Source organism: Pseudomonas sp. LBUM1679, assembly GCF_059695565.1.
In genome coordinates this window covers 6,488,580-6,513,864 of sequence record NZ_CP166774.1, presented here as the reverse complement: position 1 = coordinate 6,513,864, position 25,285 = coordinate 6,488,580, and the positions used below count along the sequence as shown (strand labels likewise).

At 60.0% G+C, this 25,285-nt stretch carries 23 protein-coding genes; 16 read left to right on the top strand and 7 right to left on the bottom strand.

Going from position 1 to position 25,285, the window contains the following annotated elements; all coding sequences use genetic code 11:
* From ACA062_RS29795 to ACA062_RS29785, 3 genes are all read right to left on the bottom strand, one after another.
* Positions 1 to 642 (bottom strand): oxidoreductase, encoded by a 642-nt coding sequence (locus tag ACA062_RS29795; protein ID WP_497454208.1) that lies wholly within the window; start codon positions 640 to 642, stop codon positions 1 to 3.
* A 27-nt stretch (positions 643 to 669) separates the two neighbouring features.
* Positions 670 to 2,388 carry a C13 family peptidase gene (locus ACA062_RS29790; RefSeq protein WP_497454207.1) on the bottom strand — a complete coding sequence of 573 codons (1,719 nt, stop codon included), beginning with the start codon at positions 2,386 to 2,388 and terminating at the stop codon, positions 670 to 672.
* Between the two features lie 112 nt (positions 2,389 to 2,500).
* The gene (locus ACA062_RS29785; protein WP_150767562.1) at positions 2,501 to 2,956 is read right to left on the bottom strand and encodes a MaoC family dehydratase; all 456 of its coding nucleotides are present in this window, start codon (positions 2,954 to 2,956) and stop codon (positions 2,501 to 2,503) included.
* 199 nt (positions 2,957 to 3,155) lie between these two features.
* Here ACA062_RS29785 and ACA062_RS29780 point away from each other — a divergent pair, with 199 nt between their 5' ends.
* Genes ACA062_RS29780 through ACA062_RS29770 form a run of 3 tightly spaced genes read left to right on the top strand, consistent with a single transcriptional unit; the run spans position 3,156 to position 4,832 of the window.
* Positions 3,156 to 3,518, top strand: coding sequence for a CidA/LrgA family protein (locus ACA062_RS29780; protein ID WP_128871428.1), 363 nt, complete (start codon positions 3,156 to 3,158; stop codon positions 3,516 to 3,518).
* Positions 3,515 to 4,231: an LrgB family protein gene (locus ACA062_RS29775; RefSeq protein ID WP_497454206.1), complete on the top strand. Its 717-nt coding sequence runs from the start codon at positions 3,515 to 3,517 to the stop codon at positions 4,229 to 4,231. The genes ACA062_RS29780 and ACA062_RS29775 overlap by 4 nt, the downstream gene beginning before the upstream one ends.
* 10 nt (positions 4,232 to 4,241) lie before the next feature.
* The gene (locus tag ACA062_RS29770) at positions 4,242 to 4,832 is read left to right on the top strand and encodes an LON peptidase substrate-binding domain-containing protein (RefSeq protein ID WP_497454205.1); all 591 of its coding nucleotides are present in this window, start codon (positions 4,242 to 4,244) and stop codon (positions 4,830 to 4,832) included.
* 130 nt (positions 4,833 to 4,962) lie between these two features.
* Here ACA062_RS29770 and ACA062_RS29765 read toward each other — a convergent pair whose 3' ends face one another.
* The 3 genes from ACA062_RS29765 to ACA062_RS29755 form a co-directional block, all read right to left on the bottom strand.
* A complete protein-coding gene (locus ACA062_RS29765) occupies positions 4,963 to 8,502 on the bottom strand; it encodes a calcium-binding protein (protein WP_497454204.1) in 3,540 nt (1,179 codons plus the stop codon).
* Between the two features lie 414 nt (positions 8,503 to 8,916).
* The gene (locus ACA062_RS29760; RefSeq protein WP_497454203.1) at positions 8,917 to 10,233 is read right to left on the bottom strand and encodes a bifunctional DedA family/phosphatase PAP2 family protein; all 1,317 of its coding nucleotides are present in this window, start codon (positions 10,231 to 10,233) and stop codon (positions 8,917 to 8,919) included.
* Positions 10,234 to 10,364: 131 nt separating this feature from the next.
* Complete coding sequence (locus tag ACA062_RS29755; RefSeq protein ID WP_497454202.1) at positions 10,365 to 11,060, bottom strand: DNA-3-methyladenine glycosylase; 696 nt, start codon at positions 11,058 to 11,060, stop codon at positions 10,365 to 10,367.
* Positions 11,061 to 11,249: 189 nt separating this feature from the next.
* On the opposite strand from ACA062_RS29755, the gene ACA062_RS29750 reads away from it, so the two are divergent.
* The 13 genes from ACA062_RS29750 to ACA062_RS29690 all read left to right on the top strand — a co-directional run bounded on the left by ACA062_RS29750 (position 11,250) and on the right by ACA062_RS29690 (position 23,832).
* On the top strand, positions 11,250 to 12,521 hold the full coding sequence (locus ACA062_RS29750) for a glutamate-5-semialdehyde dehydrogenase (protein ID WP_497454201.1): 1,272 nt from the start codon (positions 11,250 to 11,252) through the stop codon (positions 12,519 to 12,521).
* Position 12,522: 1 nt separating this feature from the next.
* The gene (gene nadD, locus ACA062_RS29745; RefSeq protein ID WP_128871436.1) at positions 12,523 to 13,212 is read left to right on the top strand and encodes a nicotinate-nucleotide adenylyltransferase; all 690 of its coding nucleotides are present in this window, start codon (positions 12,523 to 12,525) and stop codon (positions 13,210 to 13,212) included.
* Between the two features lie 73 nt (positions 13,213 to 13,285).
* On the top strand, positions 13,286 to 13,780 hold the full coding sequence (gene rsfS / locus ACA062_RS29740; RefSeq protein WP_497454200.1) for a ribosome silencing factor: 495 nt from the start codon (positions 13,286 to 13,288) through the stop codon (positions 13,778 to 13,780).
* A gap of 9 nt (positions 13,781 to 13,789) precedes the next feature.
* Positions 13,790 to 14,257 (top strand): 23S rRNA (pseudouridine(1915)-N(3))-methyltransferase RlmH, encoded by a 468-nt coding sequence (gene rlmH, locus ACA062_RS29735; protein WP_007937439.1) that lies wholly within the window; start codon positions 13,790 to 13,792, stop codon positions 14,255 to 14,257.
* Positions 14,258 to 14,267: 10 nt separating this feature from the next.
* Complete coding sequence (gene mrdA, locus ACA062_RS29730) at positions 14,268 to 16,163, top strand: penicillin-binding protein 2 (RefSeq protein WP_497454199.1); 1,896 nt, start codon at positions 14,268 to 14,270, stop codon at positions 16,161 to 16,163.
* Positions 16,164 to 16,194: 31 nt separating this feature from the next.
* Positions 16,195 to 17,298, top strand: a complete 1,104-nt coding sequence (gene rodA / locus ACA062_RS29725) for a rod shape-determining protein RodA (RefSeq protein ID WP_168187363.1) — start codon at positions 16,195 to 16,197, stop codon at positions 17,296 to 17,298.
* A 17-nt stretch (positions 17,299 to 17,315) separates the two neighbouring features.
* Positions 17,316 to 18,326 (top strand): lytic murein transglycosylase B, encoded by a 1,011-nt coding sequence (gene mltB, locus ACA062_RS29720; RefSeq protein ID WP_497454198.1) that lies wholly within the window; start codon positions 17,316 to 17,318, stop codon positions 18,324 to 18,326.
* On the top strand, positions 18,326 to 19,342 hold the full coding sequence (locus ACA062_RS29715; RefSeq protein ID WP_497454197.1) for a septal ring lytic transglycosylase RlpA family protein: 1,017 nt from the start codon (positions 18,326 to 18,328) through the stop codon (positions 19,340 to 19,342). The genes mltB and ACA062_RS29715 overlap by 1 nt, the downstream gene beginning before the upstream one ends.
* A gap of 182 nt (positions 19,343 to 19,524) precedes the next feature.
* Positions 19,525 to 20,682 carry a D-alanyl-D-alanine carboxypeptidase family protein gene (locus ACA062_RS29710; RefSeq protein WP_497454196.1) on the top strand — a complete coding sequence of 386 codons (1,158 nt, stop codon included), beginning with the start codon at positions 19,525 to 19,527 and terminating at the stop codon, positions 20,680 to 20,682.
* 80 nt (positions 20,683 to 20,762) lie between these two features.
* Positions 20,763 to 21,038, top strand: a complete 276-nt coding sequence (locus ACA062_RS29705) for a DUF493 domain-containing protein (RefSeq protein WP_347902201.1) — start codon at positions 20,763 to 20,765, stop codon at positions 21,036 to 21,038.
* On the top strand, positions 21,038 to 21,685 hold the full coding sequence (gene lipB / locus ACA062_RS29700; protein ID WP_128871443.1) for a lipoyl(octanoyl) transferase LipB: 648 nt from the start codon (positions 21,038 to 21,040) through the stop codon (positions 21,683 to 21,685). Before ACA062_RS29705 ends, lipB begins: the two co-directional genes overlap by 1 nt.
* 1 nt (position 21,686) lies before the next feature.
* Positions 21,687 to 22,709 (top strand): lipoyl synthase, encoded by a 1,023-nt coding sequence (lipA, locus tag ACA062_RS29695; RefSeq protein WP_497454195.1) that lies wholly within the window; start codon positions 21,687 to 21,689, stop codon positions 22,707 to 22,709.
* Positions 22,710 to 22,881: 172 nt separating this feature from the next.
* Complete coding sequence (locus tag ACA062_RS29690; protein ID WP_497454194.1) at positions 22,882 to 23,832, top strand: S66 peptidase family protein; 951 nt, start codon at positions 22,882 to 22,884, stop codon at positions 23,830 to 23,832.
* Between the two features lie 111 nt (positions 23,833 to 23,943).
* On the opposite strand, the gene ACA062_RS29685 is transcribed toward ACA062_RS29690, so the two are convergent.
* A complete protein-coding gene (locus tag ACA062_RS29685; protein WP_497454193.1) occupies positions 23,944 to 25,266 on the bottom strand; it encodes a lytic murein transglycosylase in 1,323 nt (440 codons plus the stop codon).
* Positions 25,267 to 25,285 lie beyond the last annotated feature (19 nt).

Here is a 25,285-nt window from a genome sequence, read left to right as displayed (position 1 = left end):
TTATTTACCTAACTTGCGCAACTCATCCGACTCGACAATCCGCACCCCATCCTGTTCTTCCAGCGCCAGCCGCCACATGGCGCGAGCCAGTTGACAGGCTTCGATACCGCGATATTTGCCAGGGATCAAGCGGGACAAGGGCCCAACGAATTGCTCGGCCATCCGCGGTTCAATGCGTTCGCCCAGCAGCAACGAAGGTCGGCAAATGGTCAGTTGCGGCCAGTCCTGCGCGCGCAATGCGTATTCCATCTCGCCTTTGACCCGGTTGTAGAAAATCGGGGATCTGCGATCGGCCCCCAAGGCACTGATCACGATCAGGTGCCGTGCGCCCATCTCCCGTGCACGTTTGGCGAACGCCACCACCATGTCCAGGTCCACCGCGCGAAACGCCTGTTCCGAGCCGGCCTGCTTGATCGTGGTGCCAAGGCAGCAGTAGGCGATGTCGACGCGACCGTTCAATTGCGGCAGAAACACCGATGGGTCGCCGACCGGATTTTCCAGATGGGGATGCTCGGCCAATGGCCGGCGTGATGGCGCCAATACTCGCGAAATCGTTGGCTCATTGAGCAGACGGTCGAGAAGATGCTCACCGGTCAAACCGGTAGCTCCGGCAAGCAATACGTGCTGAGGCGTCAAGTACATAGTGTTTCTCCCTTGATACTATTCAGCTTAGTTGCTCTTTGCATCCTTGCTGGGGATAGAGGTACTTTGCAATGCCTTTCGTGCTTGCTGTTTGCGTAGCAGTTGCCAGTGGGAGAGCACGGTTTTTGGTGCCCAGATCTGCGGCTCGGAAGCTTCGAAGCTGTCTGCCAGTTCGCGCTCGGCCACGGTGGCGCTGGCCAGCTTGAAGGCGTGTTCCAGGTCGTCGGTCTGGTTCAGCGCCTGAGCAAACAAGGCATCGCCAAAGTAAGTGAAGTTGGCTTGTTCAGAGCAGCCGAAAGACACCCGGTCGGCCCGCGAGGCCGTCATGATCAGGGTGCGTTCGTCTTTAAGGGCCGGGATGAAGCCGCCGGAGTAGCAGGACGAAATCACGATGATCTTGTCGCGATTTTTCAGCGGTGCCAGGACGGCAGCGAGTTCGTCGGCCGGCAGGTCGGACAGCTCCATGCGCGGCTGGTCGAGCACCAGTTCATGCTCGCTGGTGCCGTGGCTGGTCAGGTAAAGAAAAATCAAATCTTCCGGGCCGCTGCGCTCGGCCAGTGTCAAGGCAGCGCGGCGCAGGTTTTCCCGGGTGGCCATTGGCCGGTCGACAAGGTGGTCGCGATGGTTGACCAGGCGGATCTGGCCAAAGGCACCGAAGCGGCTGGCGAGCATGTTGCTGACGTAGTCGGACTCGCGCAGGAACACGCTTTGCTTGCCGTCACCACCGAGAGTCAGGGTGTACAGCTCGATCGCCGGGGTCGAGGCCGGTATGTTGGCCAGCGCGTCGTCGAGCAGGCGGCCCTGGGCCAGCAAGCCGAGCTCCAGCGGGTCGGGCAGTAACTTGCCGTTGGCATCGCGCACGCGCTGGCCGTTGACCCATGTACCGCTCTGCACCGTGCCATCGGTCAGTACCAGCGTGCCGTGACCGTTGTAATTGTCGACGTCGAACTGGCCGATATAGAAGCTGCCATCAGGCAGGTTCAATCGGCCTTGGCCGGTAAAGCGCCAGTCGTTGAACTGGCCGATATAGTGGCTGCCGTCGGCACCGATCATCTCGCCCTTGCCGTTGAGCGAACCTTCCTTGAACAGGCCGAGCCAGACATCGCCGTCGGCGTTCTCGTAGCGGCCCTTGCCGTGCAGTTGATTGTTCTTGAAACCGCCGACGTAGATGTCGCCATCGGCACTGTTGAATGTCCCGTTGCCTTCGAGCTGACCGTCGACGAAATGGCCGGTGAACTGATTGCCGCTGGCATCGCCACGCTGGCCTTCGCCATTGGGTTTGCCGTGGGCAAACTGGCCCTGATACGAGCTGCCGTCTTCGAGTTCGAGACGCCCGAGCCCCGAGTATTGATCGGCTTTGAATTCCCCGCGATAGGTCATGCCGTTTTCTTTGAGGGTGCCTTCACCGTCCCGGCGCCCGCCTTTGAAGCCGCCGGAATAGCTGCTGCCGCTGGTGCTCAGTTGCCCGTTGCCGTCGAACAGGCCTTGATTGAAGGCCCCGCGATAGACTTCGCCATTACTGCCATGCCATTCACCCTGGCCATGCCATTGGCCTTGGTCGAACCCGCCGGCATACCAGCTGCCGTTCGGATAGTCGACGCGGCCCTGGCCTTGCAACAAGCCATTGACCAGATCGCCGCGATAGCGACCGCCATCCGGCAGGCGGGCGTCGGGAGGCAACAGGGATTCGCCATCGCCGCAAGCGGTGAGCAACAGGGTCAGGGCAAGGAGTGCTAGTGAGCGCATAGCGGGATCCGGGCAATTAGGCGACCGAGTATGCCGCAGCTCTGTGCCCTAATATAGCCAGGAGAAAGGAGAGGGCGCGAAACAGCATGAGCTGCTTCGCCTCCGGGATGGGTTACACGAAGCAGAGGGACAAGGGTTCAGCGATATACGCCGGTTTTTCCGAGCCTTCGATTTCCAGGGTGGCGGTAGCCTTGAGCAGCCATTGGCCGGGTTTTTTCTCGGTGACTTCGGTCAGATCGACCTTCAGTCGCACTTTCGAGTCGACCTTGACCGGCTGAATGAAACGCACGCTGTCGAGGCCGTAGTTGACCACCATCTTCAAGCCTTCAGGCATGACGAGGATGTCTTCCATCAGTTTGGGTATCAACGACAGCGACAGGAAACCGTGTGCAATGGTGCTGCCAAATGGCGTTTGCGCGGCTTTGACCGGGTCGACATGGATAAACTGGTAGTCCCCAGTGGCTTCGGCGAACAGGTTGATACGCGCCTGATCGATGGTGAGCCATTCGGAACGTCCGAGTTCCTTGCCGACATAATCTTTGAGCTCTGCAACGGGAACATAGGGCATCGAGACTCTCCTTGGGTTCATCGGTTTTATAGTTTTTGAGGTGGGGGGATTTGACCTCCCGGGGTTACCACTTTAGATCAACATGGCAAATGGCTCCGGTCAACTGTCCATGTTATCTGCGAATGCCGATCCATAGCGTCGGCATGCTTATAATGTTCGACCCGTCACTGCGGGTGACGGGTTTTGCGGGAGATGAAGGATGTTGTTACGTGGCCTGACATGGCTGGTGCTGTTCCAATTGCTCGGCACCGCCCTCAACCATTTGTTTGTGCCGGTGCTACCGGGGCCGATCATCGGCCTGCTGCTGTTGCTGGTGTTTTTGATCAGCCGTGGCCAGGTGGGTGAGCCGCTGAATCTGGCGGCCAGCAGTCTGCTGCGTTACCTGCCGTTGCTGCTGGTGCCGCCGGCGGTGGGCGTGATGGTTTACGCCGCCGATATCGCGGCGGATTTCTGGGCCATCGTCGGCGCGCTGGTGCTGTCGCTGGTGCTGTCCCTGGCGTTTGCCGGTGTCTTGATGCAACGCATGATCAAGCGTCACGCGCCACACGAGGACGGCCAATGATCTTCGACTGGCACGGGGCCTGGACGTCAGTGATTCATCATCCGTTGTTCGGCATTGGCGTGACCCTGGGCGCCTATCAACTGGTGCTGGCGGCGTTCGAGAAAACCCGCTGGATCTTTCTGCAGCCGGTGCTGGTTTCCATGCTGCTGGTGATCGGTGTGCTGGTGGGTTGCGGCCTGACCTACGCCGAATACCGCAAGAGCACCGAGATCCTCAGTATCCTGCTCGGCCCCGCAACGGTCGCGCTGGCTGTGCCGCTTTACCTCAACCTGCGACGGATTCGGCAGTTGTTCTGGCCGATATTTACTACGCTGGTGATAGGCGGTGTGGTTGCCACGGGCATGGGCGTGTTGCTGGGCTGGTGGTTTGGCGCCGAACACATGATCCTGATGACCATGGCGCCGAAGTCGGTGACCTCACCGATTGCGATGCTGGTGGCCGAGCAGATCGGTGGCGTCGCGGCGTTGGCGGCGGTGTTCGTATTGATTACCGGCGTGATCGGAGCGATCTTCGGGCCAAGTCTGTTGACCAGGCTCGGTGTCCACAGTCCTGAGGCTCGCGGCATGGCCCTGGGCATGACCGCCCATGCGGTCGGCACGGCGGTGGCAATGCAGGAAAGTGATGAGTGTGGCGCCTTTGCGGCGCTGGCGATGAGTCTGATGGGCGTGGCCACGGCGGTGTTCCTGCCGTTGGCGGTGTCGATGGTGGTGTAAGGAAATGTCTATGAGCTTGCCGCTTTTCCCGCTGAACACGGTGCTGTTTCCTGGCTGCATCCTCGACTTGCAGATTTTCGAGGCGCGCTACCTGGACATGATCGGCCGCTGCATGAAACAGGGGGGCGGCTTCGGCGTGGTGTGCATCCTCGATGGCGAAGAAGTCGGCATCGCTCCGGCGGGCTATGCGCTGGTCGGGTGTGAAGCGCTGATCACCGATTTCAAACAGCAGGACAATGGCCTGCTGGGCATTCGAGTGCAGGGCGGTCGGCGTTTCCACGTTGTGCGCACCGAAGTACAGCGCGATCAGTTGATTGTCGCCGAGGTCGAATGGCTGGAAGACGAGCCCGAGCAACCGCTCCAGGACGAGGACGCCGACCTGGTCGCGCTGCTCAAGGCCCTGGCGGAACACCCGATGGTCGAAGCACTGAACATGGGCACCGAAGCGGCCGGGCAACAGTCGCTGGCCAATCAGTTGGCGTACCTGCTGCCATTCGCCGAGTTGGACAAGATTGACCTGCTGCAACTCGATGATCCGCAGCAGCGACTGGATGCGATCCAGGCGCTGCTGGATGAGTTGCAGGGGGAGTTGTTTGCTTAATTTCTTCTGGCGCGTAAGGGTCGCACTCCATTTGTAATGATTCAGCCAGTCCCTCGACTGAATGAGGCAAGCGCCGGCGTGCCGATATACGTCACGCCGGGTCTGCATGGCCAAATAAGTTAATCAGGGATCAAGCGTTCTGGATCGGTTCTATGATCAGGTCCTCGGGTTTGATGCGCCACTTCAGATCCGTATCGATACCCCAGTAATCGTTCGTCGAGTTGTAATACACCGTGCCGTCCAGTGATGAGACGCCTATGTTTTTAACCACGATTTTCACGGCCAGTTCGTTTCGCTCTCTGTGCACCTGGATGTCAGCCAACAACGCGTCGACGCTTGCGTAGCCCTGTGCGTTGATCACGTAAAGTTGCAGCACTTCAAATAACAGTTCGACGGAATAAATATTTCCGGATGAAGTCGCCACGCTAATGGATTCCACCGGTCCTGCGTGATCCAGACTCGGCAACTGGAGCACTGCGCTACCGATTCGCAGGTATTCGGACGTCAGCCGTATTTCGTTGCGTGTTACGGTTTCTGTCAAGTCTCTACTGAAGATGGCCCAGGTCGATGCGTTGGATGTTTGTGTCATTGCGCCTGGTGTTGACAGGCTGAACGTGGTGTTGCTGATAAGGTACACGTCGTAGGTTGAAGCTTGGCCTTGCAGGGCATATATACCGGCGTGGGGAGTGGGTGGGAAGTTAACCGCTTGGGGGGTAGTGGCGAGCAGATAGGGTTTTATCCGTTTTGGCCGGATAAACCTGTAGTTGCCGTGTCGACGCTTTAGGCACATCTTGGTGAGACGGGATTTATAGCCCGGAGCAGCAGCATCCTCCTGATAGGGGATATCGGGCGGCATCAATCGATAGGATTCGCCGTCCTGCATGACCAGTACGATGTCTTGTACGCACTCTATGACGGCGGACTTGATACTTGAATTAGGGGTGCTTGCGGGTTTTTCCTGCGGCCTTTCTCTAATGACACCCGTGAAATTAATGATTCTTGATGGAAGTTGGATCCATATAGTGAAGCGGCTATAACGGAGGAATGTGTAACCGGAAACACCTTCGCTTACTATTACCTGGTAGTTGGCCCTGATTTCATGTATTTCTTCATATTTATAATCCAGATAAAGGGTGCTGGAGGTTGTAGGCGTATCGGCATACGCAATGAAATCGACCCTGAGGCCAGCCCGTGAAACAAAGTAGCGCTTCGATTTCTGCTCCGCGATCACTACGGTTCCGCTGTTGATAATGTGCGGAGCAGGCACGGGCTGACCGATGACGGTCACTATGCATTCGACGTCGTAAAAGGATGAATCAGTCAGGTGAACAGGCAAGATGGGCACGATCTCGTAACCGTCCTGGGTTTTAAACAGCAACTGGCTATTTGTCACCTGACGCTGACCGTCGACGCGCGTGTAAACATTCTCGATGGTCAACAGGTGTTCAGGGAGTTCGCCATCCTTGCCACGTAACGAGCTGACGACCAGCGAGGTATCAACGATCTGCCAGCGTTGAATGCTCTCCATGGGCCAGCCAAACTCGATGAGGCTCGATTGTTCGCCGTCTTCAACAATCGTCACTCGAGCCGATGTGTCGGCGATGTAGTAGTGATCCTTCCCGGGGCCGCCATCAATCCGGCAGTCCGCCCCGCGGATGGCGATTGTGTCGTCACCGGCTCCGGCAATGACATGGTCGTTACCGTTGGCCGAGATTCGCTCGGCCTTGTCGCTCCCGGTGACCCGATTGGTCCCACCGCGCAATGTCGAGACGTTTTCGATGGAGCTGATTTGCGCGACCGTGATCTCGTCTATCACCGGGTCGTGACTGCGCAAGGTAGCCTTTCCGGTTTGCAGATTGACGTCATAGCCGATGTGGCGAGTATCAACGTTGTCGCGGGTGTTACGGGTATCCGGGGCCGGGCGGGTGCCTTCGAAGGCCAGCGTGTCGGAACCCTCTCCCCCGTCAAGAACAGTGATTCGTTCAGGTCTCACTGACCGGTTCAGTTGCGCTTCGGTTGTTTCGAAGTAAAACCCATCATCCTTGTCACCGCCAGTCAGTGCCTTGGCGCCCTCCCGATAGCTGAAGAGATTGGGCTGGTCCTTGACGCCGAAGACCTGATCGTTGCCATCGCCGAGTCGCCATAACACGCCTTTGTTTTCGCCGGGGCTACCTTTGACGCTGCCTTTGAGGTTTTGCGGCAACCCGTCACGAGCGTCGATGATGTCATCGCTGCCAACGATGACCGGTTCGTTATCGAGCTTGAACGGCGGCTCCCCGGCTTCCTCGTTCCATTGATGGCGCCAAATTTCCACGGGCTTCAACTCGACGTTGAAACTGCCGTTTACGACGTATTCCAGGTAGTGTTTGTAATGCTCGTTTTGAAGCAAGTCCTTTGCGGATATTTCCAGCTGTTTGCCGTGGTCGCTACGGGCTTTGGCGATCTTGTAGTGATCCATGACGTCCTGATCCAGCTCCTGCCGGGTGAAGGCGAACCAGCCTGAGCGCAAACGTTGGTGCGCGGTCAGTTCAATGTAGTCATCGATGTCGTCCACGACCCGGGCCGCCCGGTAAATTTCCGCTCCAGCAATGAGCACGGCCGCGGCGACGAGTCCAATGGGACCGGCGGTGCTACCGAATCCGGCAAGTGCCGCCACGCCCAAGACCAGGCTGACACCAGCGCCAGCCACGCTCAAGCCACCACTGACGTAATGGTCCTGGGCCTCCTTGCCTTGGGAGGCGGCTGCGGCATTAAAGGATTTAACGGCACTGATAATGTCGAACGGCAGGGTGATCGCGCTGGCAAATAACCCGCCCCCCCGGCTGAATACGGCACCTGCCGAGGTGGCGGAAAACCGGCTGAATACGATTGAGCCGTTCCTGATCATCGCGTCGCCACCCTTTGCCAGGCCGCGCTCGACGATCAATGAACCGAATTCACTCACAATCGATCCGGCGTTGAACGCAGCTTCGCCCACGTCACCGGTCTTGAGAGCTTCCATCGCCCCCATGAAGCCGCTGTAGATTCCGTAGGCTTGCAAGCCCACGCCCGTACCGCCCTGCAGGTAGCTTTTGCCCTTGTTGACCCAAGCGGGATGATTGTTAAGGGAGTCGACGTGATGGATGTCGATTTTTTGCGCCGCATTCCCAAGCTTGTTCAAGCGATCCATAGAGTTGCCGGGCACAGGCAGGTCGGTGGTGGCGAACATGGGCTGGGCGTCGGCCGAGCGACTTATGGCGATTTCATAGAAAAGAGTGGCGACGGTGGCACTGTCCGGGGTTTTTGCGGACTTTACCCGGCCCTCGACCTTGGTTGTGTCGAAGCTCAGTCCGTCGACGAAGTCCTGATCGGGCACTGGTATGTTCGCATTTGCCGAGCTGATGGCGCGGCCATGCACCGTCGCGCCCATGGCCTTGAGTTCTACGCGAGTGACATTGGAATTGCCGAATTGCAATGGCCCGAAATGTTCGTCGAGGATTTTCAGTGTGTGACGGGATCGTTGGCCTGGCACCGTAGGGTCCGGCGGTGGCGTCAGCACAGGTGGCAATACTGGCGCACTGTCGATTCGGCCGGCGGCGGGCGCATGAATGTTGGCTGAGACGCTGATCGCCGTCACTTGAAGGGTACTGTGGGTTGAGTTTTCTACGGCGGGTTCGATAAGTTGTGCCATTGTTTAATCCTTTAAATAATGACTGTATGAAACACTGATAGCTGGATGCTGTTCGGCGACTACGCGTAGCGATTCTATGGGTTTTTTGCCGAAAGACGGTGAGTCGTAATTACGCTGTCGTGGTTGTATCTTTTTTTATCTGTGGCAGATTGGAAGTTTGATCAGGAAATTGATAGTTCACGCCATTGACTTTAATGTAATTGATTTTCCATGTTGTGAAAGGTGCAGACGTTGGAAGTTATGGAAAAATATGTAACTTCGATTATTGGCTTGACTGATTATTCTGAAAAGACGCGGTTGCGACGCAGATGTTCGATTCACGGGATCAAGCGCCACTCTCGTCGGTGAAATCCTTGAAGAGTGGCGAGAAGGGCGCTCTTTGCTGTTGGCGAATAGAGTGGCGAGCCCGTGGTGTCAGTACGCGTAGCGCAACATTGCATGCGGCAGATGGCGCAGGGCGAAAAAACTGAACAAGGCCAGCAACGCCGGCAGGATCAGCCACCAGACCTTGAACGGCATGGCATTGAGGGGTGTCTGGCGCTGGCTCAGCCACAAACTCGCGGCACACACGCACGCAGCCAGCATGGCGCCGGCCAGCACGTCGGTCGGCCAGTGCGCACCGAGATAAACCCGTGACAAGGCGATTGATAGCGCCGGCAGGCAGGCCAGCAGCAGCCATGTCAGGCGCATCCGTGGCGGCTGTCCGCGGCCGGCGAGTACGGCAAGGGTCAGAAACAAGGCAAACGAACCAGAAGCGTGGCCGCTGGGCATGCTGTAGCTGGTCAAAGGATCAGTCAGCACTTCCGGGCGAACCCGGGCGAAGAAGTTTTTGGTCGCGGTATTGGCCAAGGCGGTGCAGAGCAGGGTGCCACCTGCGAACAGCGCCTGACGCCATTGTCGGCAAAGCAACAGCAGACCAGTGAGCAGGGCACTGAACAGCAGCATGTTGCGGAACTCACCGATCAGGGTGAAGGTGACCGCCATTTCATCCAGCATCGGGCCGCGGTGTTCCTGCACCAGGGTCATCACGCCCTGATCCAGGGCGGTCAGGTGCGGATAACCGATGAACAGGCCGATCAGGATCAGCAGGCTCATGCCGCTGATCCAGGTCGTCGCCCGGCGATGGCGGCGCAGACTGCTGGTCACGCTCAAGCCGATCATCACCGCGACACTGCCGGCGACGATGCCCGCCTGCAGCCAGAAACCTTCCGGTAACGGCAGGCGGATCGCCGCGCCGGTGGCCCACCCAGGCAGCAGGTAGGCGACGCTCCAGCCAGCGGCGGCCAGCAGGCTGACGGCGGCGAAGCGCGGGAACGGCATGTCGAACATCCCGGCGACCATCGGCAGCATGGGCCGCAACGGGCCGATGAAGCGTCCAACCAGCAGGCTGGCAATGCCATAACGCTGGAAATAGGCCTCGGCCCCGGCGATCCATTCCGGGTGATGGCGCAGCCCGGGCAGGCGCCGGATGTTCTGATGGAAATGCCGCCCCACGAAGTACGAAACAATATCGCCCAGCACTCCGGCGACGAACCCCAGCAGCAGGGTTTCGCTCAACGACAGCGCGCCACTGCCGGCCAGAACCGCGACGGCAAACAGCAATACCGTGCCGGGGACGATCAGCCCGGCAATTGCCAGGCATTCCACAAAGGCCACTATGAACACCGCGGCGGCCAGCCATTGCGGGTTGACCGTCAACCATCCGGTCACGCTATCGAGCCATGGGCCCATAAAAAACATCTCCCAACTTATCGATAAACCCCGTAGGAGCTGCCGCAGGCTGCGATCTTTTGATCTTTTAAAAGCAAGATCAAAGGATCGCAGCCTCGTTTCACTCGTCAGCTCCTACAGGGGGGGTGTGTTTACAGCAAAAAGTAATTGCGGCCTTCGACTTGCCCTCGTCGCAGCGGGTTGCGCGTGCAGTAGGCGGCATAGGCGGCATCGACGAAGCGGTACATCAGGTGTTCGTCACGCCCATGGGGAATGCCCAGGCGCGTGGTTTGAATGATGTGGCCGGGCGCGGGCCCGATATCTTCCACCAGCAGTACTTCATGGTCGAAGCGCTTGGCGTCCCAGATCGGCACCTTCAGGCCCAGCGCCTTGCAGAGCAAGGTCTGTCCGGCACAGAGCTTTTGCGAGGGGCGAGGGCGGCCCTGGGCATCCGGATTGTTCAACAGCATTTGCGCCAGGCTCGCCGGTCCGCTCAATTCATCGACCCAGGGATAGCCGGATTTGATCAACACCGCATTGCCGGGACCTTGAGCACTGAAGTTCAGGGAGTCGCCGCCACGGGCGTAATACATATAGATGTGACCACCATCCAGAAACAAAGCCTTACGCTTTTCTGTGTAGCCAAGGGAGGCATGACTGCCTTTTTCCTCGAAGTAATAGGCTTCCGTCTCGATGATTCGAGCGCTCAGCCAGAGTTCACCGACCCGATGCCGGATCACTTTGCCCAGTAATTCCCGGGCGAGCGTTTGGGCGTCTCGGTCGAAAAACGCGTCCGGGAGCGCCGTGGGCAGGCTCGTTTCGGACGCACGAACAGTCAGGTTGGTCATGATGAACGGGGTTTATCAGGGCTGATTGAGTCGTGATGATAACAATTTGCAGCTTAATCACGGCTGAACGTCGGCAAATTGCCCTCGTTTTCGACCATCCGCCTGTCACCGCTGTTAGTCCCGGGACGCGACAGCTATAATCTGCCGCTTTACTCTTTACCAAGACCTTATCAAAGACCACTCCAGACCATGACTGAGTCCGTTCTTGACTACATGACCCGTTTGGGTCGCGCCGCCCGCGAAGCTTCTCGCATCATCGGCCGTGCCAGCACTGCGCAGAAGAACCGCGCATTGCAGGCTGCTGCCGATGCGTTGGACGCTGCTCGCGCCGAGCTGACAGCCGCCAACGAGCTGGATTTGGCGGCTGGCCGCGCCAACGGTCTTGAGCCGGCCCTGCTGGAGCGTCTGGCGCTGACCCCGGAACGTATCGACGGCATGATCGTCGGTTTGCGTCAGGTGGCCGCGCTGCCGGATCCGGTCGGTGCGATCCGCGACATGAGTTATCGCCCCTCGGGGATTCAGGTGGGCAAGATGCGTGTGCCGCTGGGCGTGATCGGGATCATTTACGAATCGCGGCCCAACGTGACCATCGATGCGGCCAGCCTGTGCCTGAAGTCCGGCAACGCGACCATCCTGCGCGGCGGCTCCGAGGCCATCCACTCCAACCGTGCCATTGCCGCCTGCATCCAGCGCGGCCTGGCCGAGGCCGATCTGCCGGCGGCCGTGGTGCAAGTGGTCGAAACCACCGATCGCGCCGCCGTTGGCGCACTGATCACCATGCCTGATTACGTCGACGTCATCGTGCCCCGTGGCGGCCGTGGCCTGATCGAACGGGTCAGCCGCGATGCGCGAGTGCCGGTGATCAAGCACCTGGATGGCATCTGCCACGTCTACGTCAGCGCCCACGCCGACCTGCAGAAAGCCCAACGCATCGCCTTCAACGCCAAGACTTACCGGTATGGCATCTGCGGCGCGATGGAAACGCTGCTGGTGGATCAAGCCGTGGCCAAAGACTTCCTGCCATCGATGGCTGCACAGTTCCGCGAAAAAGGCGTCGAACTGCGTGGTTGCGAACGTACCCGGGCGATCGTCGAGGCGGTTGCGGCAACAGAAGATGACTGGAACACCGAATACCTGGCACCGATCCTCTCGATCCGCGTGGTCGACGGGCTGGACCAGGCCATCGAGCACATCAACAAGTACGGCTCGCATCACACCGACTCGATCGTCAGCGAGAACCTGGCAGACACCCGCCGCTTCGTCGCGGAAGTCGATTCGTCGTCGGTGATGATCAACACCCCGACGTGCTTCGCCGATGGCTTCGAATACGGATTGGGTGCCGAGATCGGCATTTCTACTGATAAGCTGCACGCCCGCGGCCCGGTGGGGCTCGAAGGTCTGACCTGCGAGAAGTACATCGTGGTCGGGGACGGTCAGTTGCGCGGCCAGGCGTCGGTCTGAGTTGGGCGACCTCAAACCGTCCGCCCCGGTCACCACCCGCGAACCTGCGCCTCGCCGCATCGGCATGCTGGGCGGGACCTTCGATCCAGTGCACATCGGCCATTTGCGCGGTGCGCTGGAAGTCGCCGAATCGCTGGCGCTCGATGAACTGCGCCTGACACCCAGCGCCAGGCCGCCTCATCGCGGTACGCCGCAGGTGTCGGCCAAGGACCGTCTGGCGATGGTCGAGTGTGCGGTGGCCGGTGTGGCGCCGTTGGTGGTGGATGCCCGCGAATTGCAGCGGGACAAACCGTCCTACACCATCGATACCCTGGAGCTGATGCGTGCCGAACTGGCCGCGCAGGACCAGGTTTTTCTACTTTTGGGCTGGGACGCATTTTGCGGCCTGCCCACTTGGCACCGCTGGGAAGAGTTGCTCCAGCATTGCCACATCCTGGTGCTGCAACGCCCGGATGCCGACAGCGAACCGCCGGATGCCTTGCGCAACCTGCTGGCAGCGCGCTCGGTGAGCGACCCGCTGGCCCTCAAAGGGCCGAGCGGACAGATTGCATTCGTCTGGCAGACACCGCTTGCGGTATCCGCCACCCAGATCCGTCAACTGCTGGCCAGCGGTAAGTCGGTACGTTTCCTGGTGCCCGACGCGGTCCTGGCCTACATCGATGCGCACGGTCTCTACCGTGCGTCGAACTGAAAAGAGGGCATGCTTCCAGGCACGTAATGACGTGTATTGAAGCGCCCGAACATACGAGCAAAACGAGTTTTATATGACTGACAAAGACGTAACTAAAGTAAAGCGCAAAGGCACGTTCAAGAGCGCCCCGCTGCCAGTAGAGGTCCAAACCGGCCCCGAGCTGCGCGGCGAAGAGCTGGTCAAGGTCGCCGTTGCGGCCCTGGAAGATGTCAAGGCCCAGGACATCCAGGTCATCGACGTTCGTGAAAAGCAGAGCATCACGGACTTCATGATCATCGCTACCGGTACGTCCAACCGCCAGATCGGCGCGATGCTGGATAAGGTCCGCGAGGCGGTCAAGGCCCGGGGCGTCAAGCCATTGGGTGAAGAAGGCAAGGGCGACAGCGATTGGGTGCTGCTGGACATGGATGATGTCATCGTCCACATGATGACCGCCTCGGCTCGTCAGTTTTACGACCTGGAGCGTCTGTGGTCCGGTGCGGAACAGAGCCGTGCGCTGAACGCGGCTCACCACAGCCCGGAAAACACCCATGAGCACTTCGTCAAGCTCAACAAAGACCAGCAATAAGGGACCGCTGTGCGACTGCGACTGATCGCCGTCGGTTCACGCATGCCCAAGTGGGTGGAAGAAGGCTGGCATGAATATGCCAAGCGTCTTCCGTCCGAGCTGGCGCTGGAACTGGTGGAAATACCGCTCAACACCCGCGGCAAGAACGCCGACGTGGCGCGCTTCATCCGTCAGGAAGGCGAAGCCATGCTGGCCAAGGTCGGGCCGAACGAGCGGGTTGTCACCCTCGAAGTCCACGGCAAGCCCTGGAGCACCGAGCAGCTGGCGGTCGAGCTCGATCGCTGGCGGCTGGACTCGCGCACGGTGAATTTCATGGTCGGCGGCCCCGAAGGGCTGGCGCCGGAAGTCTGTGCCCGGGCCGATCAGCGCTGGTCGCTCTCGCCGTTGACCTTGCCGCACCCGCTGGTACGCATTCTGATCGGCGAACAGCTGTATCGTGCCTGGACAGTGCTGTCCGGCCACCCTTACCACAAGTAGTTCTGCCCTCATGCCCCAGCCGATCCGCATCAAGGACCACGAAAAAGACGCCCGTCTGGTGCGTGGCCGCGTCGTGTTCGGCGCAATTGCGGTGGTGGTGCTGATCTGTGTGCTGATCGCGCGGCTGTATTTCCTCCAGGTGATTCAGTACGAGTACCACTCGACCCTGTCGGAAAACAACCGCGTCCATGTGCAGCCGATTCCGCCGACTCGCGGGCTGATCTTCGACCGTAATGGCGTGGTGGTGGCCGATAACCGGCCCAGCTTCAGCCTGAGCATGACCCGCGAGCGCTCCGGCGACTGGCAGCAAGTGCTCGACGTGATCGTCGAGGTGCTGGAACTGACGCCCGAGGACCGGGTGATCTTCGAGAAACGCATGCGCCAGGGGCGCCGGCCGTTCGAGCCGGTGCCGATCCTGTTCGAGCTGACCGAAGAACAGATCGCCCGCATTGCGGTGAATCAGTTCCGTCTGCCGGGGGTGGAAGTGGTCGCGCAGCTGGTGCGTCACTATCCGCAGGGCGCGCACTTTGCGCACTCGGTGGGATATATGGGGCGGATCAACGAGAAAGAGCTTAAATCTCTGGATCCGGTGAGTTACAGCGGCACCCATCAAATTGGCAAAACCGGTATCGAGCGCTTCTACGAGCCCGAATTGCACGGTCAGGTCGGTTACGAAGAAGTCGAGACCAACGCCCGTGGCCGCGTGCTGCGGGTACTCAAACGTACCGAACCGATTTCCGGCAAGGACATCGTCCTGAGCCTGGACATCAAATTGCAGGAGGCCGCCGAAGCTGCGCTCGGCGGTCGCCGTGGCGCAGTGGTGGCGCTGGACCCGAAAACCGGCGAAGTCCTGGCGATGGTCAGTCAGCCGAGTTTTGACCCAAACCTGTTCGTCACCGGCATCAGTTTCAAGGCCTATTCCGAGCTGCGCGATTCCATTGATCGACCGCTGTTCAACCGCGTGCTGCGCGGCCTGTACCCGCCGGGCTCGACCATCAAACCGGCAGTGGCAATTGCCGGCCTGGATGCTGGCGTTGTGACCGCGTCGAGTCGGGTGTATGACCCCGGCTATTACCAGTTGCCCAACTACGATCACAAATACCGTAACTGGAACCGTTCCGGCGATGGCTACGTCGATCTGGACACGGCGATCATGCGGTCCAACGACACCTACTTCTACGACCTGGCCCACAAACTGGGAATCGATCGCTTGTCGGCGTACATGAGCAAGTTCGGCATCGGCCAGAAGGTTTCGCTGGACATGTTCGAAGAGTCGCCGGGGCTGATGCCTACACGTGAATGGAAGCGTACAACCCGGCGTCAGGTCTGGTACCCGGGCGAAACGCTGATTCTCGGGATTGGTCAGGGCTACATGCAATCAACGCCATTGCAACTGGCCCAGGCAACGGCGCTGGTCGCGAACAAGGGTGTCTGGAACCGTCCGCACCTGGCCAAGACCGTCGAAGGCGAGCGGCCCAAGGACGAAAATCCGATGCCGGACATCATCCTGCGCGACCCGTCCGACTGGACCAAGGTCAACCACGGTATGCAGCAGGTGATGCACGGCGCCCGGGGTACGGCACGCAAAGCGGCGCTCGGTGCGCAATACCGCATTGCCGGTAAAAGTGGTACGGCCCAGGTGGTCGCGATCAAGCAGGGCGAGAAATACGACCGTTCCAAGGTCCAGGAACGCCATCGTGACCACGCCTTGTTCGTCGGCTTCGCGCCGGCCGACAACCCGAAGATCGTGGTGTCGGTGATGGTCGAGAACGGCGAGTCCGGTTCCGGCGTTGCGGCACCCGTGGTGCGTCAAATCATGGACGCCTGGCTCCTGGACCAGAACGGTCGGTTGAAAGCCGAATACGCCAGCCCAATCAGCGCGGAGGCTACGGCCCGTGAACAGTAATTTCGATCGCATTCTCTCCAGCGAGGATGTGATGCGTCGTCGTGCGACGCTGTTGCAACGCATGCATATCGACGGCCCGCTGTTGATCCTGTTGCTGACCCTCGCCGCCGGCAGCCTGTTCGTGCTGTATTCGGCCAGCGGCAAGAGCTGGGACCTGCTGGCCAAGCAAGCCACTTCGTTCGGTATCGGCTTGGTGTCGATGGTCGTCATTGCCCAGTTCGAGCCACGCTTCATGGCCCGTTGGGTGCCGGTCGGTTATGTGCTCGGCGTGCTTTTGCTGGTGGTGGTGGACATCATGGGCCACAACGCCATGGGCGCCACGCGCTGGATCAATATTCCCGGGGTGATCCGCTTCCAGCCCTCGGAATTCATGAAGATCCTGATGCCGGCGACCATCGCCTGGTACCTGTCCAAGCGCACCTTGCCGCCCCAGCTCAAGCACGTGGGCGTCAGTTTGTTTCTGATCGGCTTGCCATTCATCCTGATCGTGCGTCAACCCGACCTCGGCACTTCATTGCTGATCCTGGCGGGTGGCGCGTTCGTGCTGTTCATGGGCGGCCTGCGCTGGCGCTGGATCCTCAGCGTGCTCGCCGCCGCCGTGCCGGTGGCTGTCGCCATGTGGTACTTCGTCATGCACGATTACCAGAAGCAGCGAGTCCTGACGTTCCTCGACCCGGAGAGCGATCCGCTGGGCACCGGCTGGAACATCATTCAGTCCAAGGCCGCCATCGGTTCCGGCGGCGTGTTCGGCAAGGGCTGGCTGCTGGGCACCCAGTCGCACCTGGACTTCCTGCCGGAAAGCCATACCGACTTCATTATTGCGGTCATGGGTGAAGAATTCGGCCTGGTGGGCATCTGCGCACTGCTGCTGATTTACCTGCTGTTGATCGGTCGCGGGCTGGTCATTACCGCCCAGGCCCAGACATTGTTCGGCAAATTGCTCGCGGGCAGCCTGACCATGACGTTTTTTGTTTACGTTTTCGTCAACATCGGTATGGTCAGTGGCCTGTTGCCAGTCGTGGGGGTGCCGTTGCCGTTCATTAGCTACGGAGGAACTTCGCTGGTGACGCTGCTGTCAGCGTTTGGGGTTTTGATGTCGATCCATACCCATCGTAAGTGGATCGCACAAGTTTGAATAAGGTGAAGATTTCAATGCAAGTAATGCGTGGCTGGGCGACTCGATACGCGCCATGGGTCGGCCTGGTAAGCATCCTTGGCTCGGCGCAGGACGCGTTGGCCGGCGATTACGAAGGCTCACCCCAGGTGGCCGAATTCGTCGGTGAAATGACCCGCGACTACGGTTTTGCCGGTGAACAGCTGATGGGCGTGTTCCGCGAAGCCGAGCGCAAGCAATCGATCCTGGACGCGATCTCGAAGCCCGCCGAGCGGGTCAAGCAGTGGAGCGAGTACCGCCCGATGTTCATCACCGATGCGCGCATCGCCCGTGGTGTGGACTTCTGGCGTCAGCACGAGGCAGTACTGGCTCGTGCGGAACAGGAATACGGCGTGCCGGCGCAGGTTATTGTGTCGATCATTGGTGTCGAGACCTTTTTCGGACGTAATACCGGAAATTTCCGGGTCGTCGACGCCTTGTCGACCCTGGGTTTCGACTATCCTCCCCGTGCCGAATTTTTCCGCAAGGAATTGCGTGAGTTCCTGCTGCTGGCCCGTGAAGAGCAGGTCGATCCGTTGACCCTCAAGGGCTCTTATGCCGGGGCGATGGGCTTGCCGCAGTTCATGCCGAGCAGCTTTCGCGCCTATGCGGTGGATTTCGACGGTGATGGCCACATCAATATCTGGAACAACCCGGACGATGCCATCGGCAGCGTCGCCAGTTACTTCAAGCGCCACGGCTGGGTGGCCGGTGAACCCGTGGTCAGCCGCGCCGATGTGCGCGGCGATCAGGTGGACGAAGGTTTGACCACCGGTATCGAACCGACTAAAACCGTCGGGGAGTTGCGAGCGCTAGGGTGGTCAAGTCATGATGCGCTGCGCGATGATATGCCGGTCACGGCATTCCGCCTGGAAGGTGACAAGGGTCCTGAATACTGGATGGGCCTGACGAATTTTTACGCGATTACGCGTTATAACCGCAGCGTGATGTACGCCATGGCCGTACATCAACTGTCTGAACAGCTGGTCCAAGCACGGGGCGTCAAGTAATGCGGGCATTGCCTATGAATAAACCCCTGAAGCTGATGGCATTCGCCGCGTTGACGGTGCTGGTCGCCAGTTGTTCGACCAGCCGCTCGCCGACGCCGAAGTCTGCTCCCACCACCGCGGTGCGCGCAACGCCAGGTCTGGACATCAACCGCGCCCACAAAGACGGTGCGCCATGGTGGGACGTCGACGTATCACGCATTCCTGATGCGACGCCGACCCTGCACAGCGGTCCTTATAAAGCCAACCCGTATACCGTGTTGGGCAAGACGTATTTCCCGCAGCAGGACTCCAAAACCTACGTCGCGTCGGGCACGGCGTCCTGGTACGGCACCAAATTCCACGGCCAGAACACCGCCAACGGCGAGGTCTATGACCTGTACGGCATGAGTGCCGCGCACAAGACGTTGCCGCTGCCGAGTTACGTTCGGGTGACCAACCTGGACAACAACAAGACCGTGGTCCTGCGCGTCAACGACCGCGGACCGTTCTACTCTGACCGAATCATCGACTTGTCCTATGCCGCCGCCAAGAAGCTCGGTTATGCCGAAACCGGCACGGCGCGGGTCAAGGTCGAAGGCATCGATCCGCAGCAATGGTGGGCCGCCAAAGGGCGTCCGGCACCGTTGATGCTCAACGAGCCGAAAATCGCGCAAAATAACGCCCCGGTGATCACGGCTTCGGCCGGCACCGTTGAACAATGGACGCCACCGCCGCAGCAACACGCCGCGGCCGTCGTACCTGTGCCGATCGATGCAAAAAAAAACGCTTCTGCACCAGCCTCTGGCCAGTATCTGCAGGTGGGCGCGTTCGCCAACCCGGACGCTGCAGAACTCCTGAGATCGAAGCTCAGCGGGATGGTGAGCGCTCCGGTGTTCATCAGCTCGATCGTGCGTAACCAACAGACACTGCATCGGGTTCGCCTGGGGCCGATCGGCTCGCCGGGTGAAATCCAGCAAGTGCAGAACAGCGTGCGCCTGGCCAATCTCGGTTCGCCGAGCCTGGTCACCGCCGAGTAACACGTAGTACTTGATTGAAGGTTCACTTGCGGTCTTGGGGGGTGAACCTGGTTGTTGGCTCGTTTTAGAACAAAAGCCCGGCAAGGGTTCTGAGTGAACAACTGAACACGCGATGGCCCGTTAGAAGGTCATCTGATTAGTTTTGCCTCTGGGCAGTTTCCATTAGCGATTTCGAGAGACGGATGAACATCACCACCTTTGCCAAACGCCTGTGCCTGCTAGTCCCGCTGCTCCTCTCGCCTGCCGCCTTTGCGGTCGAGATGATGCCTTCGCCACCGCAACTGGCCGCCAAATCCTATGTGCTCATGGATGCCAGCAGCGGCAACGTGCTGGTGGAGAACAACGGTGACCAGCGTCTGCCACCGGCCAGCCTGACCAAGCTGATGACCGCGTACATCGCGACCCTGGAAATCCGTCGTGGCCAGATCGGTGAAAACGATCCGGTGACCGTCAGCGAAAACGCCTGGCGTACCGGCGGTTCGCGGATGTTCATCAAGGTCGGCTCGCAAGTCACCGTCAGCGACTTGCTGCACGGCATCATCATCCAGTCGGGCAACGACGCCAGTGTTGCGTTGTCCGAGCACATCGCCGGCAGCGAAGACGCGTTCGCCGACATGATGAACAAAACCGTGGCCGACCTGGGCATGACCAACAGCCACTTCATGAACCCGACCGGTCTGCCGAACCCTGAGCACTATTCGTCGGCTCACGACATGGCTGTGCTGGCCCGCGCGATCATCCACGAAGACCCGGCTCACTACGCGATCTACTCGCAGAAAGAGTTCTTCTGGAACGGCATCAAGCAGCCTAACCGTAACCTGCTGCTGTGGCGCGACAAGACCGTCGACGGTCTGAAAACCGGCCACACCGACGAAGCCGGCTACTGCATGGTGTCTTCGGCCGTACGTGATGGCATGCGCCTGATCGCCGTGGTGTTCGGCACCAACAGCGAAGTGGCGCGTGCCTCTGAGACCCAGAAGCTGTTGACTTACGGTTTCCGCTTCTTCGAAACCCAGACCTTCTACCAGAAAGGTGCCGAGCTGGCTCAGGCGCCTGTCTGGAAAGGCACCACCAACCAGGTCAAGGCCGGCCTGGCCCAAGACCTGACCATGACCCTGCCCAAAGGCCAGCTGAAAAAGCTCGCCGCCAGCATGACCATGAACCCGCAACTGATTGCGCCAATCGCCAAGGGCGACGTGATCGGTAAAGTCGAAGTGAAGCTGGACGACAAGGTGGTGCACAGCGCCGACCTGATCGCCCTCGACGCGGTCGACGAGGGTGGTATCTTCCGCCGCATGTGGGATAGCATCCGTCTATTCTTCTACGGCTTGTTCAACTGAATTAGTGTGGACTCGCATGGCCCCGTTCCAATCCGGAGCGCGGCCATGTCCGTTGCCACGGCTTACGAGGCCGTTACGCCATGACAGACACCGAAGTAAAGGCGCCAAAAATCGAATTTCCCTGTGCTGATTACCCGATCAAGGTAATCGGCGACACCGGTGTGGGTTTCAAGGACACGATCATCGCGATCCTTGAGAAACACGCCACCGTTGACCACAAGACCCTGGCCGAGCGCCAGAGTACCAACGGCAAGTACACGACCATCCAGCTGCACATCATCGCCACCGGTCAAGAGCAGCTGTACGACATCAACAGCGAGTTGCGGGCCACCGGTTTCGTGCACATGGTGCTGTGATGTCTGGCACGCTGGGCTTTCGCGAGCTTGGCCAGATGGCTTACGAGCCGGTCTGGCATGCCATGCAACGCTTCACCAACGAACGCGGCAGCGATGCCGCGGACGAGATCTGGCTGGTCGAGCACCCGCCGGTATTCACCCAGGGCCAGGCCGGCAAGGCTGAACACTTGTTGCTGCCGGGGGATATTCCGGTGGTGCAGGTCGATCGCGGTGGTCAAGTGACTTACCATGGCCCCGGCCAATTGGTGGCTTACCTGTTGCTTGACGTGCGCAAGTTGGGTTTCGGTGTGCGTGACCTGGTCACCCGCATGGAACACTGTCTGATTGAGCTGTTGGCCAGTTACGGCGTCACGGCCGCGGCCAAGCCGGATGCCCCGGGTGTCTACGTCGACGGGGCGAAAATCGCTTCTCTGGGTCTGCGGATCCGCCACGGTTGCTCCTTTCATGGCCTGGCCCTGAACGTGGATATGAACCTGGAACCGTTTCGACGGATTAATCCCTGCGGCTACGCCGGGCTGGCGATGACCCAGCTGAGCGATCACGCAGGATCGATTGAATTTGCCGAGGTAAGTGCCCGGCTGCGCGCGCAGCTCGTCAAACACCTCGACTATGCTGAGCAGACGACCCTAACGGGCGGAATCGACTGATATGACTACTGATGCAGTGCAAACCATGATCCCGACGCTGGATGTTACCGAGCGTCCGGCCCCGCGTGCCAAGGTTGAAGCCGGCGTCAAGCTGCGCGGCGCCGAGAAGGTTGCACGTATCCCGGTGAAGATCATTCCGACCACCGAACTGCCGAAGAAACCCGACTGGATTCGCGTGCGCATCCCGGTTTCGCCGGAAGTCGACCGCATCAAGGCCCTGCTGCGCAAACACAAGCTGCACAGTGTGTGCGAAGAAGCGTCCTGCCCGAACCTGGGCGAGTGCTTCTCCGGCGGCACCGCGACCTTCATGATCATGGGTGACATCTGCACCCGTCGCTGCCCGTTCTGCGACGTCGGCCATGGTCGTCCGAAGCCTCTGGACGTCAACGAGCCGCAAAGCCTGGCCATTGCCATCGCCGACCTGAAACTGAAATACGTGGTGATCACCTCGGTTGACCGCGACGACCTGCGCGACGGCGGTGCCCAGCACTTTGCCGACTGCATCCGCGAGATCCGCAAATTGTCGCCGAACGTGCAGCTCGAAACCCTGGTCCCGGATTACCGTGGCCGCATGGACGTCGCGCTGGACATCACCGCTGCCGAGCCGCCGGATGTGTTCAACCACAACCTGGAGACCGTGCCGCGCCTGTACAAGGCCGCGCGTCCGGGTTCGGATTACCAGTGGTCGCTGACCCTGCTGCAACGCTTCAAGCAGATGATGCCGCACATTCCGACCAAGTCCGGCCTGATGCTGGGTCTGGGCGAGACCGACGAAGAAGTCATCGAAGTCATGAAGCGCATGCGCGAACACGACATCGACATGCTGACCCTGGGCCAGTACCTGCAACCGTCCCGCAGCCACTTGCCGGTGCAGCGTTTCGTGCACCCGGACGTGTTCGCCTGGTTCGCCGAGGAAGGTTACAAGATGGGCTTCAAAAACGTCGCTTCCGGCCCGCTGGTACGTTCCTCGTACCACGCCGACGAGCAGGCGAAGCTGGTCAAGGCCGAGCTGATGTCCTCCTGATACCGGCGACGTAGAAAGAGCCCGCAAGGATATTTTGTCTTGCGGGCATTTTAATGCCCGGCCTACACCCATTACAGTTTTTTCCTGCAACCTGCGGGTCGACTGACCTCTTCTGTTTGTCCCCGTTCCTGACTACTGTGTGCTTATCGTTTTCACACAGGGAGATTCATGGATGACTGTTAGACCCACCCACACGCTTTGTCCTCATGCGCCTGTTCCGGCCTTGCCGTCGCAAGGGTTGATCGGTGTCATCGCACCCGCCGGTCCAGCAGCGCTGGACACCGACAAAGCCATCGCCTGGATGCGCGCGCGCGGTTATTCGGTGCGGGTGTATCCCGGCGTGTACGAGCGGGATGGTTACCTGGCCGGTAGCGACGAAGTGCGGCTCAATGACCTGCACGCCGCATTTGCCGACAGCGAGGTCGAGGCAATCATCTGTCTTCGCGGCGGTTACGGTACGCCGCGATTGCTTGATCGCATCGACTTCGAGCTATTGCGCAACAACGCCAAGCCATTCATCGGCTACAGCGACATCACCGCGCTGCACCTGGCAATCAGCCGTTACGCGGGCTTCGTGACCTTCCATGGTCCGATGCTTAACGCGGATCTGTTGGGCGAAAAGCAAAAGCCGACCGAGTCGTCGTTTTTCAATATGCTCAGGGGGCAGATGAAGGCGGGCAGTGTGCTGACGCACCCGGTGGCTTACCCGTTGACCGCCCTTGAGCCTGGTGTCGCTCACGGGCGCTTGCTGGGGGGCAATCTGTCGATGATTGCCGCGACCATGGGCACGCCTTATGAAATGGATGCCGAGGGTGTCATTCTGTTCATCGAAGATATCAACGAGCCGCTGTATCGCATTGATCGGCTGCTGACCCATCTGCGACTGGCCGGCACGCTGCACAAGCTGCGCGGGGTGCTGGTGGGGGATGTAGCGGGCGTTGATGTCGCGGCGCTGGAACGCTTGCTCAAGCAGACCTTCGCGCCGTTGCGGATACCGGTGTTGTCCGGGTGGCGCAGCGGGCATTGCGATCCGAACCTGACGTTGCCGATGGGGGCGTTGGTGAGGCTGGATGCGGGGAACAAGGAATTGGTGTTGGAGCAGGATGTGGTGATCAAGGCTTAGAGCTTGGTTGCCTGACAGTCAGTCATCGCGGGCAAGCCCGCTCCCACAGGGATAGCGACTGACCTGTGGGAGCGGGCTTGCCCGCGAAAGCGGCATCAGCCATACGGCTATCTATCGGTTGCGCAAACCTTCGAGCAACTTGTGCGTCGGATACCCATCCGCCGGCCAGCCCAACGTCTGCTGTGCACTGCGGATCGCCTTGCGGGTATTGGCGCCGATGATGCCGTCGGCAGTGCCCGCATCGTAGTTCTGCGCGCTCAGCAGGCTTTGCAGTTCGATCCGCTCGGTGCGGCTCAGCGGCATATCATCTTTCGGCCAGGTACCGCTGATCAGGCCAGCACCGTTGAAACGCTCGGATAACAGGCTGACAGCCAACGCGTAGGACGACGAGTTGTTGTACTTGAGGATCGCACGGAAGTTATCCAGGACCAGGAACGCCGGGCCGCGATAACCGGCCGGCAGCAGCAGGGCCGCGGACAGCTGTTCGGAACCAGGCGGAACCTGGGCGCCATTGGGCAGGGCGACACCGAGTTGCAGCCATTCGGCAACACTCTTGCGAATCGTGCCATCGGCCAGAACGTAGTTGAAGCTACCGGGCAGTTGTACTTCGAAGCCCCACGGCTGGCCTTTCTGCCAGCCCGAGCTTTGCAGGTAGTGCGCGGTCGAGGCCAGTGCATCGGCAGGGCTGCCCCAGATGTCGCGCCGGCCGTCACCGTCGAAGTCCACGGCGTGGGTGTTGTAGGTGGTCGGGATGAACTGGGTCTGGCCCATGGCCCCGGCCCAGGAACCGAGCATCGCCTCCGGTTCGATATCACCCTGTTGCAGGATTTGCAGTGCGGCAATCAATTGCGCGTGGGCGAACCCGGGACGCCGGCCTTCATAGGCCAGGGTCGCCAGGGAGTTGATCACCGACTTGCTGCCCTGGAACTGACCGAAGTTGCTCTCCATGCCCCACACCGAAACCAGTGCCTGACGATCGACGCCATAGCGCTGCTCGATGCTTTGCAGGATGTCGGCATATTGGCCGACCAGCGCCTGGCCTTTGCGTACCCGCAGCGGCGAAAGGGCGCCGTCGAGGTACTCCCACACCGGGCGGGAAAATTCCGGTTGGCTGCGGTCGGCGCGGATCACGCTGGTGTCCAGGCTGACATTGGCAAAGGCGCGGTCGAACAGATCGGCGCGGATGCCGGCGGCCAGCGCATCCCGGCGAAAACCCGCCTGCCATTCGGCGAAGGTCTGGGTCGGCTGGATGTCGAGGTTGTCACCGGTCGGCACCACGGGAGGGATCACCGCAGGGGCTGTCGCGACGGGGAGGGTCTGAAGCGGTTGGGCGTCGGCGGCGGTCGGTTTTTCCGCGCAGGCGACTAGCAAAATGAGGCTGGAGGCAGCTATCAGTTGGCGAACGTGCCAACGACGGGAAAGACAAAGGGGCATGCACAGGTCCAGGGAATAC

What these genes read in the sequence shown, in the direction of transcription:
- lipA (WP_497454195.1), top strand. Translation starts at nt 21,687, where the DNA reads ATGACTACTGATGCAGTGCAAACCATGATCCCGACGCTGGATGTTACC.
- ACA062_RS29780 (WP_128871428.1), top strand. Translation starts at nt 3,156, where the DNA reads ATGTTGTTACGTGGCCTGACATGGCTGGTGCTGTTCCAATTGCTCGGC.
- ACA062_RS29770 (WP_497454205.1), top strand. Translation starts at nt 4,242, where the DNA reads ATGAGCTTGCCGCTTTTCCCGCTGAACACGGTGCTGTTTCCTGGCTGC.
- ACA062_RS29765 (WP_497454204.1), bottom strand. Translation starts at nt 8,502, where the DNA reads ATGGCACAACTTATCGAACCCGCCGTAGAAAACTCAACCCACAGTACC.
- ACA062_RS29795 (WP_497454208.1), bottom strand. Translation starts at nt 642, where the DNA reads ATGTACTTGACGCCTCAGCACGTATTGCTTGCCGGAGCTACCGGTTTG.
- ACA062_RS29750 (WP_497454201.1), top strand. Translation starts at nt 11,250, where the DNA reads ATGACTGAGTCCGTTCTTGACTACATGACCCGTTTGGGTCGCGCCGCC.
- mrdA (WP_497454199.1), top strand. Translation starts at nt 14,268, where the DNA reads ATGCCCCAGCCGATCCGCATCAAGGACCACGAAAAAGACGCCCGTCTG.
- ACA062_RS29710 (WP_497454196.1), top strand. Translation starts at nt 19,525, where the DNA reads ATGAACATCACCACCTTTGCCAAACGCCTGTGCCTGCTAGTCCCGCTG.
- ACA062_RS29760 (WP_497454203.1), bottom strand. Translation starts at nt 10,233, where the DNA reads ATGGGCCCATGGCTCGATAGCGTGACCGGATGGTTGACGGTCAACCCG.
- ACA062_RS29755 (WP_497454202.1), bottom strand. Translation starts at nt 11,060, where the DNA reads ATGACCAACCTGACTGTTCGTGCGTCCGAAACGAGCCTGCCCACGGCG.
- ACA062_RS29690 (WP_497454194.1), top strand. Translation starts at nt 22,882, where the DNA reads ATGACTGTTAGACCCACCCACACGCTTTGTCCTCATGCGCCTGTTCCG.
- ACA062_RS29775 (WP_497454206.1), top strand. Translation starts at nt 3,515, where the DNA reads ATGATCTTCGACTGGCACGGGGCCTGGACGTCAGTGATTCATCATCCG.
- mltB (WP_497454198.1), top strand. Translation starts at nt 17,316, where the DNA reads ATGCAAGTAATGCGTGGCTGGGCGACTCGATACGCGCCATGGGTCGGC.
- ACA062_RS29790 (WP_497454207.1), bottom strand. Translation starts at nt 2,388, where the DNA reads ATGCGCTCACTAGCACTCCTTGCCCTGACCCTGTTGCTCACCGCTTGC.
- ACA062_RS29715 (WP_497454197.1), top strand. Translation starts at nt 18,326, where the DNA reads ATGCGGGCATTGCCTATGAATAAACCCCTGAAGCTGATGGCATTCGCC.
- rsfS (WP_497454200.1), top strand. Translation starts at nt 13,286, where the DNA reads ATGACTGACAAAGACGTAACTAAAGTAAAGCGCAAAGGCACGTTCAAG.
- ACA062_RS29685 (WP_497454193.1), bottom strand. Translation starts at nt 25,266, where the DNA reads ATGCCCCTTTGTCTTTCCCGTCGTTGGCACGTTCGCCAACTGATAGCT.
- ACA062_RS29785 (WP_150767562.1), bottom strand. Translation starts at nt 2,956, where the DNA reads ATGCCCTATGTTCCCGTTGCAGAGCTCAAAGATTATGTCGGCAAGGAA.
- rodA (WP_168187363.1), top strand. Translation starts at nt 16,195, where the DNA reads ATGCGTCGTCGTGCGACGCTGTTGCAACGCATGCATATCGACGGCCCG.
- ACA062_RS29705 (WP_347902201.1), top strand. Translation starts at nt 20,763, where the DNA reads ATGACAGACACCGAAGTAAAGGCGCCAAAAATCGAATTTCCCTGTGCT.
- lipB (WP_128871443.1), top strand. Translation starts at nt 21,038, where the DNA reads ATGTCTGGCACGCTGGGCTTTCGCGAGCTTGGCCAGATGGCTTACGAG.